Source organism: Isoptericola croceus (assembly GCF_029382255.1).
Classification (GTDB): domain Bacteria; phylum Actinomycetota; class Actinomycetes; order Actinomycetales; family Cellulomonadaceae; genus Isoptericola; species Isoptericola croceus.
The window spans coordinates 146899-164655 of sequence record NZ_JARLLG010000007.1 but is presented as its reverse complement, the minus strand read 5'-3'; the positions used below and the strand labels follow the sequence as shown (position 1 = coordinate 164655).

General features: G+C 73.1%; 14 protein-coding genes and 1 tRNA gene. 6 read left to right on the top strand and 9 right to left on the bottom strand.

Going from position 1 to position 17757, the window contains the following annotated elements:
* Positions 1–59: 59 nt before the first annotated feature.
* Both PZC42_RS15570 and PZC42_RS15565 read left to right on the top strand, forming a co-directional pair.
* Entirely contained in the window at positions 60–1508 is a 1449-nt protein-coding gene (locus tag PZC42_RS15570) for a glycoside hydrolase family 10 protein (protein WP_277212471.1), read from the top strand.
* Between the two features lie 230 nt (positions 1509–1738).
* Positions 1739–4468: a cellulose binding domain-containing protein gene (locus PZC42_RS15565; RefSeq protein ID WP_277212469.1), complete on the top strand. Its 2730-nt coding sequence runs from the start codon at positions 1739–1741 to the stop codon at positions 4466–4468.
* A 111-nt stretch (positions 4469–4579) separates the two neighbouring features.
* Here PZC42_RS15565 and PZC42_RS15560 read toward each other — a convergent pair whose 3' ends face one another.
* The 9 genes from PZC42_RS15560 to PZC42_RS15520 all read right to left on the bottom strand — a co-directional run bounded on the left by PZC42_RS15560 (position 4580) and on the right by PZC42_RS15520 (position 16138).
* The gene (locus tag PZC42_RS15560; RefSeq protein ID WP_277212468.1) at positions 4580–5077 is read right to left on the bottom strand and encodes an acyl-CoA thioesterase; all 498 of its coding nucleotides are present in this window, start codon (positions 5075–5077) and stop codon (positions 4580–4582) included.
* Between the two features lie 77 nt (positions 5078–5154).
* Positions 5155–6840: a GTPase gene (locus PZC42_RS15555; protein ID WP_277212466.1), complete on the bottom strand. Its 1686-nt coding sequence runs from the start codon at positions 6838–6840 to the stop codon at positions 5155–5157.
* Complete coding sequence (locus tag PZC42_RS15550; RefSeq protein WP_277212464.1) at positions 6837–8882, bottom strand: dynamin family protein; 2046 nt, start codon at positions 8880–8882, stop codon at positions 6837–6839. The genes PZC42_RS15555 and PZC42_RS15550 overlap by 4 nt, the downstream gene beginning before the upstream one ends.
* A gap of 82 nt (positions 8883–8964) precedes the next feature.
* A complete protein-coding gene (locus tag PZC42_RS15545) occupies positions 8965–9930 on the bottom strand; it encodes an aminoglycoside phosphotransferase family protein (protein ID WP_277212463.1) in 966 nt (321 codons plus the stop codon).
* Between the two features lie 143 nt (positions 9931–10073).
* Positions 10074–11756, bottom strand: coding sequence for an energy-dependent translational throttle protein EttA (ettA, locus tag PZC42_RS15540; RefSeq protein ID WP_277212461.1), 1683 nt, complete (start codon positions 11754–11756; stop codon positions 10074–10076).
* A gap of 101 nt (positions 11757–11857) precedes the next feature.
* Positions 11858–12442, bottom strand: coding sequence for a single-stranded DNA-binding protein (locus PZC42_RS15535; RefSeq protein ID WP_277212459.1), 585 nt, complete (start codon positions 12440–12442; stop codon positions 11858–11860).
* A gap of 50 nt (positions 12443–12492) precedes the next feature.
* Entirely contained in the window at positions 12493–14070 is a 1578-nt protein-coding gene (locus tag PZC42_RS15530; RefSeq protein WP_277212457.1) for a GTPase, read from the bottom strand.
* Positions 14067–15722 carry a GTPase gene (locus tag PZC42_RS15525; protein ID WP_277212456.1) on the bottom strand — a complete coding sequence of 552 codons (1656 nt, stop codon included), beginning with the start codon at positions 15720–15722 and terminating at the stop codon, positions 14067–14069. The genes PZC42_RS15530 and PZC42_RS15525 overlap by 4 nt, the downstream gene beginning before the upstream one ends.
* 95 nt (positions 15723–15817) lie before the next feature.
* Positions 15818–16138, bottom strand: coding sequence for a DUF3467 domain-containing protein (locus tag PZC42_RS15520; protein ID WP_277212455.1), 321 nt, complete (start codon positions 16136–16138; stop codon positions 15818–15820).
* 365 nt (positions 16139–16503) lie between these two features.
* Here PZC42_RS15520 and PZC42_RS15515 point away from each other — a divergent pair.
* The 4 genes from PZC42_RS15515 to orn all read left to right on the top strand — a co-directional run bounded on the left by PZC42_RS15515 (position 16504) and on the right by orn (position 17721).
* A tRNA-Arg gene (locus PZC42_RS15515) sits at positions 16504–16577 on the top strand.
* 175 nt (positions 16578–16752) lie between these two features.
* The gene (locus PZC42_RS15510; protein WP_277212454.1) at positions 16753–16953 is read left to right on the top strand and encodes a hypothetical protein; all 201 of its coding nucleotides are present in this window, start codon (positions 16753–16755) and stop codon (positions 16951–16953) included.
* Complete coding sequence (locus PZC42_RS15505; RefSeq protein ID WP_277212453.1) at positions 16950–17072, top strand: hypothetical protein; 123 nt, start codon at positions 16950–16952, stop codon at positions 17070–17072. Before PZC42_RS15510 ends, PZC42_RS15505 begins: the two co-directional genes overlap by 4 nt.
* A 10-nt stretch (positions 17073–17082) precedes the next feature.
* Positions 17083–17721, top strand: coding sequence for an oligoribonuclease (gene orn / locus PZC42_RS15500; protein ID WP_277212451.1), 639 nt, complete (start codon positions 17083–17085; stop codon positions 17719–17721).
* Positions 17722–17757: the final 36 nt, after the last annotated feature.

Sequence of the window (17757 nt, the reverse complement as noted above, 5' to 3'; positions counted from 1 at the left end):
GAGGGCCCAGATTCTCCGCCCACAACGGGACCGCTCGCTGCCGTAGATCGGAGCAGATCATGCCCACACAGATTGAAAACGTTTTTCCCGCCTCGCGGACCGGCCGGACGACCGCCTGGGCGGTCACCGCCGTCGTCGCCGGCTCCACTCTCGTCGCCACCGCGGCCCTCGCGCCCGCCCGAGCAGCCGAGCCGATCTTCGAGCCCTGGCGCGACGCCGCCGACCGCCACGGCGTCACGACCGGCTTCGCCCTCTCCCCCGCCCACCTCGGCGACCCCGGGTACCGCGCGATCGCCGAACGCGAGTTCAGCCTCGTGGTGGCCGAGAACGCCATGAAGTGGGACGCCACCGAGCCGTCGCGAGGGACGTTCACCTGGGGCCAGGCCGACCAGGTGGCCGCCTTCGCCGAGTCGAACGACGCCGAGCTCTACGGCCACACGCTCGTGTGGCACTCCCAGCTGCCCGGCTGGGTGGAGAGCATCTCCGACCCGGACGAGCTGCGCACCGTCATGTACGACCACATCGACGCCGTCGCCGGCCGCTACGCGGACCAGGTGGACGCCTGGGACGTGGTCAACGAGCTGTGGGAGGGCGACGGGAGCCGACGCCAGAGCGTCTTCCAGCGAGTGCTCGGCGACGGATACGTCGCCGAGGCCCTGACCAGGGCGCGACAGGCCGCACCGGGCGCCGACCTGTGCCTGAACGACTACAGCACCGACGCGATCAACGCGAAGTCGACGGCGATGTACGACCTGGTCGCCGATCTGCTCGACGACGGCGTCCCGATCGACTGCGTCGGGTTCCAGTCGCACCTGATCGTCGGGCAGGTGCCGGGCACCTTCCAGCAGAACCTGCAGCGGTTCGCCGACCTCGGGGTCGACGTACGCATCACCGAGCTCGACGTCCGGATGGACGTCCCGGCGTCGGCGGCGGACCTGCAGCGCCAGGCCGCGGACTACCGCGCGGTGGTGGAGGCCTGCCTCGCGGTCGACCGCTGCACGGGCGTGACCGTCTGGGGCATCGACGACGGGCACTCCTGGGTGCCCGATGTGTTCAGCGGCCAGGGCGCGGCCCTGCCCTGGGACGCGCAGTACCAGGCCAAACCCGCCTACACCGCCGTCGCCGAGGCGCTCGACGCCCGGCCCGACGACGCCGGGCCGACGCCCTCGCCCACCCCGACCAGCGGACCGGTCGACGCGGAGTGCACCGTGACCTGGTCCCACGCGGCATGGGGCACCGGGTACACGGGGTCCGTGACGATCACCAACTCCGGCGCCGAGGCGTGGTCGTCGTGGGAGCTCACCACGACCTTGCCGGGCGGGCAGGTGCTCCAGCAGGGTTGGAGCGCGGACTGGTCCCAGACCGGCAGCACCCTGACGGCGTCGAACGCGGCATGGAACGCCTCGGTCGCTCCCGGCGGCACGGTGCAGATCGGGTACAACGCGGCGCACACCGGCGACACCTCGGTCCCGACCGACGTCGCCGTCAACGGCTCGCCCTGCCACTGACCGCCAATCGTTGTGGGCGGAGAATCTGGCCCGAATCGTGCGGTATGCACTGTTCGGGGGCCCAGATTCTCCGCCCACAGCGGCGTCTGGGCCTAAACGTTTCGGGGGGGGGCCGCGAACGGGTGGTCATCGAAGCGCTTCGACTACGGTGCCGACAGACACGATGACGTGTCGCCCGGGCCAGGTGACCGGCCGCGGCCCGGTCCGTGCACACGAAGGAGTGAGATCGGATGAGACTTCGACCAGCGGCCGCCGCCCTGGCGACCACCGGGCTCGTCGCCGCGGGGGTGGGTGTCGCCGTCGCGCAGACACCGGCCGCGCCGCCGGCGGCCGCCACGGAGAGCGTCGCCGAGGACTACACGTGGGGCAACGTCGAGATGGTCGGCGGCGGCTTCATCCCGGGGATCGTCTTCAACGAGTCCGAACCGGGACTCGTCTACACCCGCACCGACGTGGGCGGCGCCTACCGGCTCGACGAGGACAGCGGCCGGTGGATCCCCCTGCTCGACCACATCGGGTGGGACGACTGGGGGCACTCCGGAGTGCTGTCGCTGGCGACCGACCCCGTCGACCCGGACAACGTCTACGTCATGGCCGGCTCGTACACGAACTCCTGGGACCCGAACAACGGCGCGATCCTGCGCTCGTCCGACCGTGGAGAGACCTGGGCCAGGGCCGACCTGCCGTTCAAGGTGGGCGGGAACATGCCCGGGCGCGGCATGGGCGAACGTCTCATGATCGACCCGAACGACAACGACGTGCTGTACCTCGGCACGGAGGGCGGCCACGGGTTGTGGCGGTCCACCGACGCCGGCGTCACCTGGTCCGAGGTCGAGAGCTTCCCCAACCCTGGCAACTACGTCGCCGACCCCGACGACCCGGGCGACTACGGCACCACCAACCAGGGCGTCGTCTGGACGGTCTTCGACGAGTCCTCCGGCACGGCCGGCGAGCCGACACCGGTGATCTACGTCGGCGTGGCCGACGCCGAGAACAACGTCTACCGCTCCACGGACGCCGGCGAGAGCTGGGAACGCGTACCGGGCCAGCCGACCGGGTTCATCCCTCACAAGGCCGAGCTCGCCTCCGGCCAGCTCTACGTCGCGACGTCCGACACCGGCGGCCCCTACGACGGCGAGCTCGGCGACGTGTGGCGGCTGGACACCGCCACCGGCGAGTGGACCCGGATCAGCCCGGTGCCGTCCGACAGCGCCGACGCCTACTTCGGCTACTCCGGCCTGACCATCGACCGGCAGGACCCGGACACGATCATGGTGGTCTCGCAGATGTCCTGGTGGCCGGACCTCCAGGTCTTCCGGTCCACCGATCGCGGTGAGACCTGGTCGCAGATCTGGGAGTGGGCCGGCTACCCGGCACGCGACAAGCGCTACACCATGGACATCTCGGCGGCACCGTGGCTCGACTTCGGGAGCGCCGGCACCCCGCCGGAGGACAACCCGAAGCTCGGCTGGATGACGGAGACCTTCGAGATCGACCCGTTCGACTCGGACCGCTTCTTCTACGGCACCGGCGCGACGATCTACGGCGGCGACAACCTCACCGACTGGGACGCCGGCGGGACCGTGGAGATCTCCGTCAAGGCGCAGGGCATCGAGGAGACGGCGATCCAGGACCTCGTGGCCCCGCCAGGGCCGGTGGAGCTCGTCTCGGGGATGTACGACATCGGCGGCTTCGTCCACCACGACATCACCCAGGTGCCGAACAGCTTCTACACCCAGCCGTTCCAGAGCGGGGTGCTGAGCGTCGACGTCGCCTGGCACTCACCGAGCACGATGGTCCGCGTGGGCACGGGCAGCGACCAGTACCTCGGGGTCTCCACCTCCAGCGGCGACTCGTGGTGGGCAGGCCAGCAGCCGGCCGGGGTCACCGGCCCGGGCAACGTGGCCATGGCGGCCGACGGCTCGGCGATCGTCTGGAGCACCGAGGGCGCCGGCGTGCACCTGTCCACGACCCTCGGGTCCTCGTGGACGGCGTCGGCCGGAGTGCCCGACGGCGCCACCGTGCGCGCCGATCGTGAGGACCCGTCCGTCTTCTACGCCCTCGCGGGCGGGACGTTCTACACCTCGCACGACGGCGGCGCGACCTTCACCGCCTCGGACGCGACCGGCCTGCCCGACGCCGGCCGGCACCACGTCGAGGCCGCCCCCGGCCACGCGGGGCACGTGTGGGTCGCGGGCGGCGAGACCGACGGCGTGTACGGCATGTGGCGCTCCACCGACCACGGTGAGACCTTCGAGCCGGTGGCCGGCGTCGACGAAGGCGACACGATCGGGTTCGGCAAGGCCGCGGACGGCCGCGACCACCCGGCCGTCTACACGTCGTCGAGGATCGACGGGGTGCGCGGCATCTTCCGGTCCGACGACGCCGGGTCCACCTGGGTGCGGATCAACGACGACGACCACCAGTTCGCCTGGACCGGTGGTGCGATCAGCGGCGACCCGGACGTCTACGGGCGGGTCTACGTCGGCACCAACGGCCGCGGCATCGTCGTCGGTGAGCACGGCGGGGAGCAGCCCACACCTGACCCGACGCCGACGGACGAACCCACCGACGAGCCGACACCCGACCCCACTCCCACGGACGTGCCGACGCCGACCCCCGACCCGACCGCCACGCCGGGCGACGCGACCTGCGCGGCGGTCTACGCCGTCGTCGGACGGTGGCCGGGCGGGTTCCAGGGAGAGGTGACGCTCACCAACACCGGCGACGTGGCGCTGGCGCCGTGGGACCTGGCGTGGCAGTTCTCCGCCGGAGAGACGATCTCGCAGTCCTGGGGTGGCGACGTCTCCCAGTCCGGCGCGTCGGTGACGGTCACCGCGCCCGCCTGGCGCACCGAGCTGCCCCCGGGCGAGTCCGCCACCGTCGGCTTCATCGGCGCGGGCGACCCTGCCGGGGTCACGGGGCTCTCATCGGGCGGTGAAACCTGCTCCACCGACTGACCCACCCCCCACACGTTGTGGGCGCGATTCCTGGCCCGATTCGTCCGGTTTTGCCGGACCTTGCGGCCCAGGAATCGCGCCCACAACGCTCGGCAGGAGCTCGGTGGGGACTCAGCGGCGGCGGCGGAAGGCGATCGGCTCGTCGGCGAACTCCGCGAACACGGCCCGCTCCTCGGCGGTCAGCCGTCGCGGGCGGCCCGTCGCGGCGTCGAGGACGACGATCGTCGTCACCGCCCGGGTGTAGGGGTCCAGCCCCGAGGCCGGCCCCGTCCGCGGGAAGCCGCCCGGTGCGCCGTCGTACACCTCATAGCAGACCTCGAGGGACGCTCCCCCGATCGCGCCGATCCACATCTCGACCCGCACCGGGTCCCGGGAGAACTCCAGCGGGCGCAGGTACTCGATCTGCTGGCCGGCCACCAGCGTGTGCGACGTGGCGTGCGGACCGGTGTCGAGGATCGCCGTCGGCCACGGGTCCTCCGCCTCCGGGTGGCGCCAGAACGCCGTGATGCGGGCGTCCTCCAGCAGCCGGAACATCGCGACGTTGTTGACGTGCTGGTAGGCGTCGAGATCCGACCAGCGCAGCGAGACCGGGACGTGCAGACGAGTCATGCTCGGCATCGTCGCACGCCGGCACCACCGCACCCCACCGACCGGCGTCTCACCCCGGGATCAGTCAGCCCGCTGGATCAGGCCGCCGCGGTCGTCGCATGCTCGCGGCAGGACGCCAGCGCGGACATCTCCGCCGCGACGGGCGCTCGGACCTCGTCGAGCGCCACGGCCTCCACCGACGCGCGCAGACGTCGCCGCACGCGCCCCGCCCGACGGCGTGCACCGAGCGCTGCCACCGGGCGCGAGAGCAGGGCCACGAGCAACCCCCCGAGCACTCCCCCGAGGGCGAGCACCGTCGCCCACGGCACGTCGAAGGCGCCACCGTCCCACCGGGCGAAGTCGACCGTCAGCACCGGCATCAGCAGCTCCGGCAGCTGGAAGTAGCGCAGTGCCGCCGCGACCCCGAGCCACAGCAGACCCACCACCGCCGCCGCGAGCAGCAGCCACTGCAGGGCACCGACGGTGCGCCACCACAACGGGTGCCGCTCGGCCTCCAGCCGGGTCGAGGCGACGGCCTGGTCCAGCGTGTCGGGCAGCCGGTCGACCGCCGCGGTGCCGAGCTCGCGCGCCGCCAGCACCCACGCGTCGGACGCACCCGCGGTGACCTGGTCGACATAGGTGCGCACCGCCGTCGCGGCGGCGGCACGCACGCTCGGACGGGTCTGCGGCAACGACGTGCGGGCGAGATCGGGCCGGTCGACCGGCACGCGCACCTCGTCGCCCCGCAGGCCGAGCCGACGCAGCGGGTCCTTGCGGGCGCGCGCGAACCAGCGAGTCACCGGCCACCCGGTCGCGAGCCGCGCGTCCCGCTTCGCCGAGCGGCGCACGGCGTCCACCACCGTGGTGGCACCCGCCGCGTCCTCCAGCGCGTCCACCAGCGCGCCCTGCGCCCTGTCGGCGGCTCGCACCGGCGGCACCTGGCCACACTCGTCCACCACGCGTCGGGCGACCGCCCGTGTGTCCGCGGCCAGGCGAGCGGTCGCCGCCTCCCGCCGTCGGGCAGCGTCCGCGAGGAGCCCTCGCAACCGGTCGATCCCCTCGCCGGTCCGTGCCGAGACCCCCAGCACGCGAGCGCCCGAGAGACCGTCCTCGGCCACGAGCCGGCGCAGGTCCGCGAGGATCGCGTCGGCCTCGCCGGGCGCCAGCCGGTCGACCTGGTTGAGGGCCACGACCACGACCTCGGAGCGGCCGGCCAGCGGGCGCAGGTACCGCTCGTGCAACGCGGCGTCGGCGTACTTCTGCGGGTCCACCACCCAGACCAGCAGATCGGCTCGCTCGACCAGCCGCTCGGCGCGGACACGGTGCTCGACCACCACCGAGTCGTGGTCGGGCAGGTCGAGGAGAACCAGGCCGGTCGAGATACCGGCCGGCGGCCGGGCACGCCGCAGCAGGCCCGCCGAGCGCCCCGGTGGTGGAGCGTCGGCGTCCGGCTCCATCTCGTGCCGTCGCGTGACGTCGAGCCAGTCCAGGAGGTCGTCCGCGCCGTCGCCCCAGACGGCGGCCAGCGCGTGCGACGTCGTCGGACGGCGCACGCCGGGCTCGGCGAGATCGGCACCTGCCACAGCGTTCAGCACGCTCGACTTGCCCGAGCCGGTGGCGCCCGCCAGCGCCGCGACGGTGTGCTCGGCGCTCAGCCCGCCCCGCTCGCGGGCACGTTCGACGACGCGTCGCGCCTCGTCCGCCAGATCGCGGTCCAACCGGCCGGCGCCGGCCGCCACCGCCTGCTCCAGCGCGGTGGTGCGCGTGGCGAGGTCCGGCCTCATCCCTGGTCCTTCCGTCGCCAGCGCTGCCAGAAGCGCACCTTGGGCTCGGCCGTGGCTCCCGCGTCTTCCTGGTCCGGCGCCGCCTGCTCCCGGCCCGCGAGCGAACCGGGCACGCCCGGGATGCCGTCAGGGCTGGTCGGAGGTCGGAAGGTACCGGCGCCGCGGAGCATCCCGCCGCTCCACGGCCGGGTCAGGCCGTCGTCCGCCCGGGAGCGCGTCGCACGCTCCTGCCGGGCGGCCTCGGCCACGTCACGTGCCGCGGCCCGCAACCGGTCCCCGCGGACGTCGTCGGTGCCGACCGCGTCGAGCTGTGCGGTGTACCGGGCCGACTGGCCGCGCAGCACCGCGTCGACGCGCGCCGTGAGGCGCTCCTTCGCCTGAGCGGCGAGGCGGCGCACGGCGTCGTCACCGAACACCGCCTCCAGCAGCTTCTGTGCGACGACCGCGGTGCCGCCGGCGATGCCGATCTCGAGCCCGGTCAGCCCCGCGGTCGAGGCGAAGACCACGATCATGAGACTCACCCCGAGCGCGTTGACCCCGAACGACAGCGCGCGAGCCGTTCCCCGCCGGCTCTCGCCCTGTTCGCGGACCAGCTCGAGCACGTCGCCCTGCCAGGCGCGGATCGCGCCGGCGACCTCGGGTCGCAGGCCGGGTGCGGTCCGGCTCAGCTCGAGACCGTCGAGGAGCGCTGCCCCCGCCGCGTCGTCGCGCCAGGCGGCGTAGGTACGCTCGGCGGCCTGCTCGGCCGCGTCGAGGACCACCGACTCCAGGCCGTGCGCGATCGCCTGCTCCACCTGCGGCGCTTCCTTGGGGCGGCCGCGCAGCACGCGTCCGACGGCGTCGCGCACCTTCCCGGCCCGGGCCTCCAGCGCGCGGAAGAACTCACCCGTGCCGATGAAGTCCTGCCAGCGGGCGAGCACCTCGCCGCGCAGCAGGGCGCCGTCCGACGTCGCAGCCTCCACCTGCCGCAGGGCGTCGGCGTGGTGGCGATCGACGACGTCACGCAGGCGGGCATCGGCGGCATGCTGGGTGTCCGCCGTCCCGGCCAGCTCGTTCGCGCGGCGCACGAGGTCGTCGACCACGCCGTCGCGCGTCGCGGCGATGACCCGCGCCCTGGAGTCCGGGTCGCCACCGAGACCGGTGAGCCAGGTGGCGAGCTCGCCGACAGCGGGTTCTGGGAGCAGCCCGTCGGTGAGGGCATCGTCTCCCCGGCCTGCCTCCGGGATCACGAACAGGGCAGCCTCGCCCAACCCGTGCTCGGCCATGAGCCGGCGCAGGTCGGCGGCGACCTCCTCGGCACCGGTGTCGACCCGGTCGAGGACGAGGGCGACCTGCGCCCGGCGGCCGGCCGCCGTCGTGAGCAGCTCCCACGGCACGGCGTCCGCGTATCGCGCGGCCGTGGTGACGAAGAGCCACAGGTCGGCGGCGCCGAGGAGCTGGGTGGCGAGCTCGCGGTTGGCCTCCTCCACGGAGTCGACGTCCGGGGCGTCGAGCAGCGCCAGGCCCTGCGGCAGGTTGCCGCTGGCCACGAGTCGCAGGGCACGGGTGCCTGCCGTCGCACGCTCGTCCTGGTGGACCGTCTCCGGTGCCGCGCCGTGGGCGATCGTCCGCGCCAGTCCCGGCAGCACGCGGTCCCCGGTGAACCACCGGGCGTCGAGCGGATGGTGGACGAGGACCGGTGCGCGGGTGGTGGGGCGCAGCACGCCCGGCGACGTCACCTGCTCGCCGAGCAACGAGTTGACCAGGGTGGACTTGCCGGCACCCGTGGACCCCCCGACGACGACGAGCAGCGGAGCGCGCTCGGCGCGCAGCCGGGGCAGCAGGTAGTCGTCGAGCTGGTCGATCGCGCGGGTCAGATCGGTGCGGGCGTGGTGGACACCCGGTGTCTCCAACGGCAGCCGGAGAGCGCCCAGCCGGGCGCGCAGCGCGTCCAGGGCGTCGAGGAGCGCGGCCGATCCGGCGTCAGGCGTCAGCGCGGAGCTCGCCGAGACGACGCCGTCAGCGGGCTCGTCGGGCTCGTCGGGCCGGCCGGTCGCGGTCATGTGCACAGTGTGCACACATCGGACGTTCGGTGCATGGATCTGGCGGACCGACGTGTCGCCTGCTGCCGGTCTGACGGCCTGGTCAGACGGACAGCCGAGGGCGGCGCAGCCAGTCGATGCAGACCGCGGCCTGTGCACGCTGGAACGCCCGGACGTGCGGGATACCCCGTGGGGGAGGCTGCAGCGAGGCGTGGACGAAGTAGCCGGTGAGCGCCACGAGGTAGGCGCGCACCGCGTCCTCGTCGGTACCGACCGGCAGCGGGTGCCTGCCCAGCGCCTCCCACGGCGCCGGTCCGCCTTCGAGCCGGATCGACGGCAGCATCCCGACGACGTCGCAGAACGCCGCACCGCGGACGGCGTAGGGCCAGTCGACGGCGACTGCCCGGAGCGTCCCGCCGGCCCCCGTGAGGACGACGTTGTCGCCCCGCAGGTCGCCGTGCGCCAGGCTCGACCCGGCCACGGCCGCACCGGCATCCGTCTCGATCTCGGCGAGCCGGTCGAGGTTCTCGGTGAGCCACGGATCATAGGTAGCCAGCCCGTCGGGCCGTTCGTCCGCGAGCCGCCGAGCCAGGCCCTGAGGCAGCTCGTCCGCCATCTCCGGGAGCACACCCGGCGCGATCTCGTGCTCGGTGACCCGTCCAGCGAGGGTCATGACGGCGTCCAGCTCGTCGGGCACCCACGGCGAGCGGGGCGACCGCCCGGGGACCGCGTCGAACGCCACCGCGACCCAGGCGTCGTCCGCGTCGCTCGCCGGCACCTCGTGGAGCCAGCGCAGCCGTGGCGTCGGCACGCCGTCGGGCAGCAGCGCCGCACGGTGGGCCTCCTGGCGGTAGAGGGTCGCCGCGAGCTCGTGCTCGACGGCGACAGCCTTGACGAAGACGGGCCCGTGGGGCGTCCACAGCGTGGAGGCCAGGCCGGGCGAGTAGCCGCCGTCGTGACTGGTCCACGCCGTCACGGCCCCGCCGAGGCGACCCTCGAGCGCCGCACGGACGTGCGCGGGGAGCTCCGGCCAGACGGGTCGGGTGCGGGCCTGCGTCGGGGTCGTCATGCCTGCCGATCCTGCCGAATGCGCCAGCGGCGCCTCAAGAAGAATTCATCGCCGACCGAGTGTTGCGGGCGCGATTCTTGGTCGCTGTACCCGTCTCAAGCGGGCAAAACGGGCCAAGAATCGCGCCCACAACGCAAGGGAGGTCAGTCGCGGGTTAGGCGGCGGTAGGTGACGCGGTGCGGACGCGCGGCCTCCGCGCCGAGGCGCTCGACCTTGTTCTCCTCGTAGGAGGCGAAGTTGCCCTCGAACCAGTACCAGTTCGCCGAGTCCTCCTCGGTGCCCTCGTACGCGAGGATGTGCGTCACCACGCGGTCGAGGAACCACCGGTCGTGCGAGACCACGACGGCGCAGCCCGGGAACTCGAGCAGTGCGTTCTCGAGCGAGCCGAGGGTCTCGACGTCCAGGTCGTTGGTCGGCTCGTCGAGGAGCAGGAGGTTGCCGCCCTGCTTGAGCGTCAGCGCCAGGTTGAGCCGGTTGCGCTCGCCGCCGGAGAGCACGCCCGCCGCCTTCTGCTGGTCGGCGCCCTTGAAGCCGAACGACGCGACGTAGGCGCGCGAGGGGATCTCGACGTTGCCGACCTGGATGAAGTCGAGCCCGTCGGAGACGACCTCCCACAGTGACTTGTCCGGGTCGATGCCCCCGCGGGACTGGTCCACGTAGGAGATCTTGACCGTCTCGCCGACCCTGAGGTCGCCGCCGTCGAGCGGCTCCATGCCCACGATCGTCTTGAACAGGGTCGTCTTGCCGACACCGTTGGGGCCGATGACCCCGACGATGCCGTTGCGCGGCAGCGTGAACGACAGCCCGTCGATGAGCTGGCGGTCGTCGAAGCCCTTCTGCAGCTTCTCGGCCTCGAGGACCACGCTGCCCAGCCGCGGGCCCGCGGGGATCTGGATCTCCTCGAAGTCGAGCTTGCGCGTCCGCTCCGCCTCCGCCGCCATCTCCTCGTAGCGAGCCAGGCGCGCCTTCGACTTGGTCTGGCGGCCCTTGGCGTTCGAGCGCACCCACTCCAGCTCGTCCTTGAGACGCTTGGCCAGCTTCTGGTCCTTCTTGCCCTGGACCTCCAGCCGCGCCTGCTTCTTCTCCAGGTAGGTGGAGTAGTTGCCCTCGTAGGGGTAGAGGCGGCCGCGGTCGACCTCGCAGATCCACTCGGCGACGTGGTCGAGGAAGTACCGGTCGTGCGTCACGGCCAGGACGGCGCCCGGGTAGGTCGCCAGGTGCTGCTCGAGCCACAGCACCGACTCGGCGTCGAGGTGGTTGGTGGGCTCGTCGAGCAGCAGCAGGTCCGGCTTCTGCAGCAGCAGCTTGCACAGCGCGACACGGCGGCGCTCACCACCGGAGAGCACCGTGACGTCGGCGTCCGGCGGCGGGCAGCGCAGCGCGTCCATCGCCTGCTCGAGCTGACTGTCCAGGTCCCAGGCGTCGGCGGCGTCGATCGCCTCCTGCAGCTCGCCCATCTCGCCCATGAGCGCGTCGAAGTCGGCGTCGGGCTCTGCCATCAGCGCAGAGATCTCGTTGAAGCGGTCGACCTTGGCCTTGATGGGCCCGACGGCCTCCTCGACGTTGCCGAGGACGGTCTTCTCCTCGTTCAGGGGCGGCTCCTGCAGGAGGATGCCGACCGAGTAGCCCGGCGAGAGCCGTGCGTCCCCGTTGGACGGCTGGTCGAGGCCGGCCATGATCTTGAGGATCGTCGACTTCCCGGCTCCGTTCGGCCCGACGACGCCGATCTTGGCGCCGGGCAGGAAGTTCAGCGACACGTCGTCGAGGATGACCTTGTCGCCGTGCGCCTTGCGCGCCTTGTACATGGAGTAGATGAACTCAGCCACTGGCTCGTTTCCACCGTTCGATCGCGCTGTCTGAGGGTTACCGGCGGGCACGGCGGAGGACCGGCGTGCAGCCGGTCCCCCAGCCTACGCGACGCGGCCGCTCAGCCGCCGACCGGCGCCGCCCCGGTGTCCGTGAGGTGGTCGACGACGTCGGTGTCGCCCTCGTCCAGACCGTCGGCCACCAGGACGTCGGCCGGGCCCGGCGACGAGGTGTCCGCGACGTCGGCGGGCCCGGTCAGCGACCGTGCGTCCTCCGGCGCGGCCTGCACGTCCCACTCCGTGCCCGCCTCGCCGCCCTGGTCCTGACGGCCGGGCGCGGGCTCGTGGACCACCTTGGTGAACCGCGTCAGTCCTCGGGTCGCGTCCGGGCCGATGGCATCCGCCTCCACGACCAGGTTGAACCGGTCACGGCCGTCGCGGTCCGTCCACTCCTCGGCCGAGAGCCGCCCGGTCACCACGACCGGGTGGCCCTGCACGAGCGAGTCGCAGACGGTGCGCGCGGCGCCGCGGAACGCCTTCACCGTGAACCAGGTGGTCCTGCCGTCGCGCCACTCCCCCGTCACCGCGTCGCGTACCCGACGCGTGCTCCCCACGCGGAAGCTGGTCCAGGCGACATCGTTCTGGGACAGGTGCAGCGCCGGGGTCGTCCCGACGTAGCCGGTCACGGTCACGGTGGCTTCGCTCATGCGTCCTCCTGGGTTCTCGGACCGGCACCGTGCCGGCCGTTCCACCAGGCTCAGGCGGACGCAGCCGTCTTGTCGTCTCCCTCGGGCGCTTCTGTGGACGACACCCTGGCTGTGGGTAGCCTCAGTGCCCCGGTGAGCGGCCGGGACGACGGCAGGTCGCGCGCCGACCTGGCGAGCTCGCGCACGCGCCGATGATCGATCAGCACTCGCTGCGTGGGCTCGCCGAGGTGCTGGACCAGCACGTCCCGGACCGCCTCACGACCGTCCCGGGCCACCTCCGCCGCCCGGCGGCGGGCGAGCCGCCGTCGCATCACCAGCCGCACCACCGTCAGCACCACAGCCGCGAGGAGGAGCAGCCCACCGGCGCCCACCAGCACCCGGTCCCAGGGTGCGGGCACGTCCAGCACCCCGGTGAGCGCGAGGGCGCCGGCGATCGCGACGAGCAGCCCGACGACTCCGCAGGCCCAGGCGGCCCGCCGCACCGGGCGCGACGACGCCGGCCCCCGGACGTTCAGGTCCACGCCCTTGAGCGCCCCGGTCACCGCAGCCCTGAGCCCGTCGGCACCCGCCACCGACTCCGCGAGCGACCGCTGCCACCCGGGCCGCAGGGCCGCGCCGGCCCTGGTCAGCCATCGCGCCCGCGAGAGCGCGATCGTGTCCCGGTCGGGGGCGGGGATCTCGGGCATGCCGTACCCGTTGCGCACCGCCGCGCCGACCTGGCTCGCCACGGCGTCCAGCCCGGTGGACCCGACCACCGGCTCGAGCTCGCGGTCCACCGCGGCGTCGAGCTGCCAGGGGACGTCGGCGGGAGTCTGGGTGAGCAACGCCGCCGCCGCGGAGTCCAGCTCCGCGGCGGCCCGTCCGGCGGCGACGGACCGCCGGGCGCAGGCCTCCTCGAGGATCTCGCGCACGTGCGCGATGCCCTCGCCGGTCTTCGCGGAGGCCGGCTGGACGTGCACCCCGGTCAGGCCGTCGTCGGCCACCAGCCGGGTCAGGTCCTCGACGAGGTTCTCCCGCTGCGAGTCGGGGACGGTGTCTACCTGGTTGAGCACCAGCACCATCGAGGACTCCGAGCCCACCTGCGCACGCAGGTAGCCCGTGTGCAACGCGTCGTCCGCGTACTTCTGCGGGTCGACCACCCACACGAGCAGGTCGACCAGCGGCAGCACGCGGTCGACGACCTCGCGGTGTGCCGGCTCGACGGAGTCGTGGTCGGGCAGGTCCAGCAGGACGAGGCCCTCCAGCCCGGCGGCCCCGTCCCCCTCGAGGTCCTCGCTGTGCGTGATCCGGCGTTCGCGATCGACCCCGATCCAGTCCAGGAGCGGTTCCGCGCTGTCAGACCAGGAGCAGGCGGTGACGCGCGCCGTCGTCGGCCGCTTGACCCCGACGTCGGCGAAGGACAGGCGCGAGATCTTGTTGAAGAGGCTGGACTTGCCCGATCCGGTGCCTCCGGCGAACGCCACGACGGTGTGGTCGACGCCCAGCTCGAGCCGACGGCGCACACCCTCCACCGCGGTCTCGACGCGCTGGGCCGTCACCCGGTCCAGCCGCGGCCCGGCGATCGAGAGCGCCTCGGCGAGGTCCTCGGTGCGCGCGCGCAGCGTCGCGTCGTGCGAGGTCGTCGTCATGTGAGTCTCCTCAGCTCGCCGAGCCGCAGTCGCAACGCGGTGGCCGCGTCGTCGGCCAGGTCGGGTGAGTCCAACCGGCCGCGTACGGCGTCGATCTCGGCCTCCACGACGACGGCGGCCCGGTCGGAAAGGTCGTCACGCAGGGCATCGACGGACTCGGTCGCCACCTCGTCGACGACGCGTGAGAGCAGTCTGACGGCGTCGTCGCTGCCTGCCGCCGCGGCGAGGAGGAGCGTCGCGAGGCCACGTTCCCCGAACGCCTTCGCGGCGGCTCGCACCGGAGCCCCGGCGTCGGGTCCGAGCATCCCGGCGACTCGTTCGTCAGCGTCCGCGACCCACTGCGCGACCATGTGCGTCACGGCCTCGGTGCGCGCCGCGGAGCGCTCCTCTGCCTCCGGAATGACGTGCTGTCCGCCGGCGAGCGCGGCCGACCCGCCCAGGATCGCGCGCAGGCGTTCCTCGACCCGGGCGCCGGACGCGGTGAGCGTGCGCTGGGCGGCGGCCTCGACGTCGTCGCGCAGCACCTCGAGCGCCTCGGAGCGGGTGCGGCCGGCACGCCGTGTGCTGCGCACCCGGTCCCCGCGGACCTTGACCCGGTCGACGCCGGCCGTCCCGGAGAGCTCGCGCCACCGCGCCTCGACCGACGCCCCGGCGACCACGCCGGCGGCCACCGCGTCGCGCGCGAGCTTCTCCGCGGCGGGGAGCTCGGCGACGACGATGCGGCGCAGCGCGGTGGCGGCCTCCGCCTGCGCCTCGACCGCGTCGGCCAGCGACATGACCCAGCCGGGCAGGGCGGCGAGCGAGCCCTTGAGCGTGCGCACGATGACGGCGCGCGAGCGTTCGGGCCCGGCCAACATGTTGAGCCACCGCTTGATCTGGCGGACCACCGACTCGTCGAGCAGTCCCTCGTGCGGCCCGACGTCGGGGACCACGAAGAGCGGCGTGTCCGTCATGCCGTGGGCGCGCAGGCGGGCCATGAGGTCCCCACGGATCGTCGTCAGGTCCGCCTGCGGCACACGGTTGAGGACCATCGCGACCGACGCACCACGCTCGGTGGCCCGGGACAGGGCCTGCCACGGCAGCGCGTCGCCGTAGCGCGAGGCGGTGGTGACGAAGAGCCAGAGGTCGGCGCCCTCGAGGAGCTGGTGCGCGGTCGACCGGTTCGCCTGCACGAACGAGTCGAGGTCCGGTGCGTCCAGCAGCGCGGTACCCCGCGGGACCCCGTCGTGGTGGATCACGCGGGACAGCGACGTGATGGGCCCGTCGGCGATGACGTCCGCGTCGGCCGGGTTGAACGCGAGGACCGGCTCGCGGGTGGTCGGCCGCAGGACGCCCGCCTGGGAGACCTCCTCGCCGAGCAGGGAGTTGTACAGCGTGGACTTGCCCGCACCGGTGGAGCCCGCCACCACCACGACGGCGGGCGAGCTCAGCTCCGCGAGCCGCGGCAGCAGGTGCTCGTCGAGCTGGGCCAGGAGGCGGTCCCGCGACGCCGTGGCCTCGTCCGCGCCGTCGATCGGCAACGGGAGGCGCACGTCGGCGACGTCGCGGCGCAGGTCGCGGGCGACGTCGTGGACGGTGAGGCCGAGCTCCTCGGCCGCATCGGCGCCCGGCCGCCCGCCACGAAAGCGGGAGACGCGCGTGGAGGAAGTCACGCGCTCATCCTGGCGTGCGCGGCGGTCGGTGCCAAACGCGCGCGCCGTAGGTGGCACGACAATCTCCGGAAGCCGGGCGACGGCGGGCTCCCCGGTCAGTTCTTCGGCCCGGACCCGTCCGCCTTGCGACCGGTCTCGCGCTCCCACACGTCGAGCTGCTGCGTGAGCGCCCGGGCCAGCTCGAAGACCTGCTGCGGCGGGATCCGCACGCGCGAGACGACCCGGGCCGGCATCACCCGGCCACCGGTCTGGGCGCCGGTCGCCTGGTCGACCGCCGGCTTGGCCGGAGACTTGGCGGCGACGAAGTCGAGGACGAACGACGTCGATGTGTGCCACACCGACGCGAAGTCCGCGGGCACCCCTGCCTCGTGCTCGCTGGGCAGGTCGACCTGGAGCTTGAGCTCGGAGCTCGCCATGGCGGTCCTCTCTGTGGCAGTCCGGGTGGCGGTGTCGCGCAGTTCGACCGTACCCCGCGGCCAGGCCGCAGCGGACCGGACCGATCCGCAGCACACCCCACCACGCGGTCTGCGACACGGCGGTGCACGGCGTGGGCAGGTTCGACGTCCCGCAACACCCTCGCCAGCAGCGCCCGGTCAGCGGGGTCAGCGGGGGCAGTGCGCCGGTGGTGACGAGCCCGACGACGCCCCCAGCAGGACTCGAGCCTGCCCCCTCTGGAGGAGGCGCCTCAGATCACGCGACGGAACGCCTCGGCGACCTGGTCAGGATCAGCGAGGCTCGACAAGTTCCGACGCTCCGACGCTGGGCTAAAATCGGCACGCTTGCCTCCGTAGCTCAGCCGGATAGAGCGGGTCACTTCTAATGACCGGGTCGCGGGTTCGAATCCTGCCGGGGGCACCGATCTGGCCGCATGCGTGCCGTAGCCGATGCTGCCAGCGAAAAAGCCGTGCACCTCGCCCGGTTCGCGGGGCATGCTCGGAACACACCGCGGTGACGTCCGTCCGGCCCGACGCCGGACGGTCGGGTGGTCCCTGGCCCGGACCGACGAACCCACGTCACGAAGGAACGAACGATGCACCCGATCGAAGCGCACGCTGTCGCGCGCGTGATCCACCAAGAGCGCCTCGCCGAGGCCGAGCGTGCCCGACGCGAGCGTCGGCTGCGCGAGTCCCCGGACGGCGCGCCGTCCAGGAGCCGTCGGCGACGCCGTCGCCTCCGCCTGCGGTTCAGGCTGACCCTCGCCGACCTCGCCCGAGGATGGCGGACGGCATGACCGCGCACCCGCACGACACCGAGGGCCCCGGCCGTCACGACGAGCTCATCGTCGCGACCACCGGGGCCCTTCTTCGTGTCGGCACTGCGGTGGCACCGGCTGCCGGCAGCAGACCGTAGGCTGACTCTCGTGAGCCCGAGCAACCCGAACGACCGCATCGTGTGGATCGACTGCGAGATGACCGGTCTCGACCTGCGCGCCGACGCGCTGGTCGAGGTCGCCGCCGTCGTCACCGACTCCGAGCTGAACGTCCTGGGCGAGGGAGTCGACGTCGTGGTCCGCCCGCCCGCCGAGGCTCTCGAGCAGATGAACGACTTCGTCCGCGACATGCACACCACCTCCGGGCTGATCACCGAGCTCGAGGGCGGCACCACGCTCGCCGACGCCGAGGCGCAGGTGCTCGCCTATGTCCGCGAGCACGTGCCCGAGCCCGGCAAGGCCCCGCTGGCCGGCAACTCGGTGGGCACGGACAAGATGTTCCTCGACCGGGACATGGCCGAGCTGGTCGGGCACCTGCACTACCGGATCGTCGACGTCTCCTCGATCAAGGAGCTCGCCCGGCGCTGGTACCCGCGGGTCTACTTCGCGTCGCCGCAGAAGAACGGCGGGCACCGCGCGCTGGCGGACATCCTGGAGTCGATCGACGAGCTGCGGTACTACCGCGAGGCGCTGTTCGTCCCGCAGCCAGGCCCCGACACCCGGTCGGCTCGCGCAGTGGCCGAGCGCATCAAGGAGACCTCGGTCACCACCCGCCCCGCGATGTCCTGATCGCCGGGCGGAGCATGTACACTTTTCGACGGCTGA

Excerpts from the sequence above, each read along its gene's own strand:
- PZC42_RS15570 (WP_277212471.1), top strand. The coding sequence starts at position 60 with ATGCCCACACAGATTGAAAACGTTTTTCCCGCCTCGCGGACCGGCCGG.
- PZC42_RS15565 (WP_277212469.1), top strand. The coding sequence starts at position 1,739 with ATGAGACTTCGACCAGCGGCCGCCGCCCTGGCGACCACCGGGCTCGTC.
- PZC42_RS15560 (WP_277212468.1), bottom strand. The coding sequence starts at position 5,077 with ATGACTCGTCTGCACGTCCCGGTCTCGCTGCGCTGGTCGGATCTCGAC.
- PZC42_RS15555 (WP_277212466.1), bottom strand. The coding sequence starts at position 6,840 with ATGAGGCCGGACCTCGCCACGCGCACCACCGCGCTGGAGCAGGCGGTG.
- PZC42_RS15550 (WP_277212464.1), bottom strand. The coding sequence starts at position 8,882 with ATGACCGCGACCGGCCGGCCCGACGAGCCCGACGAGCCCGCTGACGGC.
- PZC42_RS15545 (WP_277212463.1), bottom strand. The coding sequence starts at position 9,930 with ATGACGACCCCGACGCAGGCCCGCACCCGACCCGTCTGGCCGGAGCTC.
- PZC42_RS15535 (WP_277212459.1), bottom strand. The coding sequence starts at position 12,442 with ATGAGCGAAGCCACCGTGACCGTGACCGGCTACGTCGGGACGACCCCG.
- PZC42_RS15530 (WP_277212457.1), bottom strand. The coding sequence starts at position 14,070 with ATGACGACGACCTCGCACGACGCGACGCTGCGCGCGCGCACCGAGGAC.
- PZC42_RS15520 (WP_277212455.1), bottom strand. The coding sequence starts at position 16,138 with ATGGCGAGCTCCGAGCTCAAGCTCCAGGTCGACCTGCCCAGCGAGCAC.
- PZC42_RS15510 (WP_277212454.1), top strand. The coding sequence starts at position 16,753 with ATGCACCCGATCGAAGCGCACGCTGTCGCGCGCGTGATCCACCAAGAG.
- PZC42_RS15505 (WP_277212453.1), top strand. The coding sequence starts at position 16,950 with ATGACCGCGCACCCGCACGACACCGAGGGCCCCGGCCGTCACGACGAG.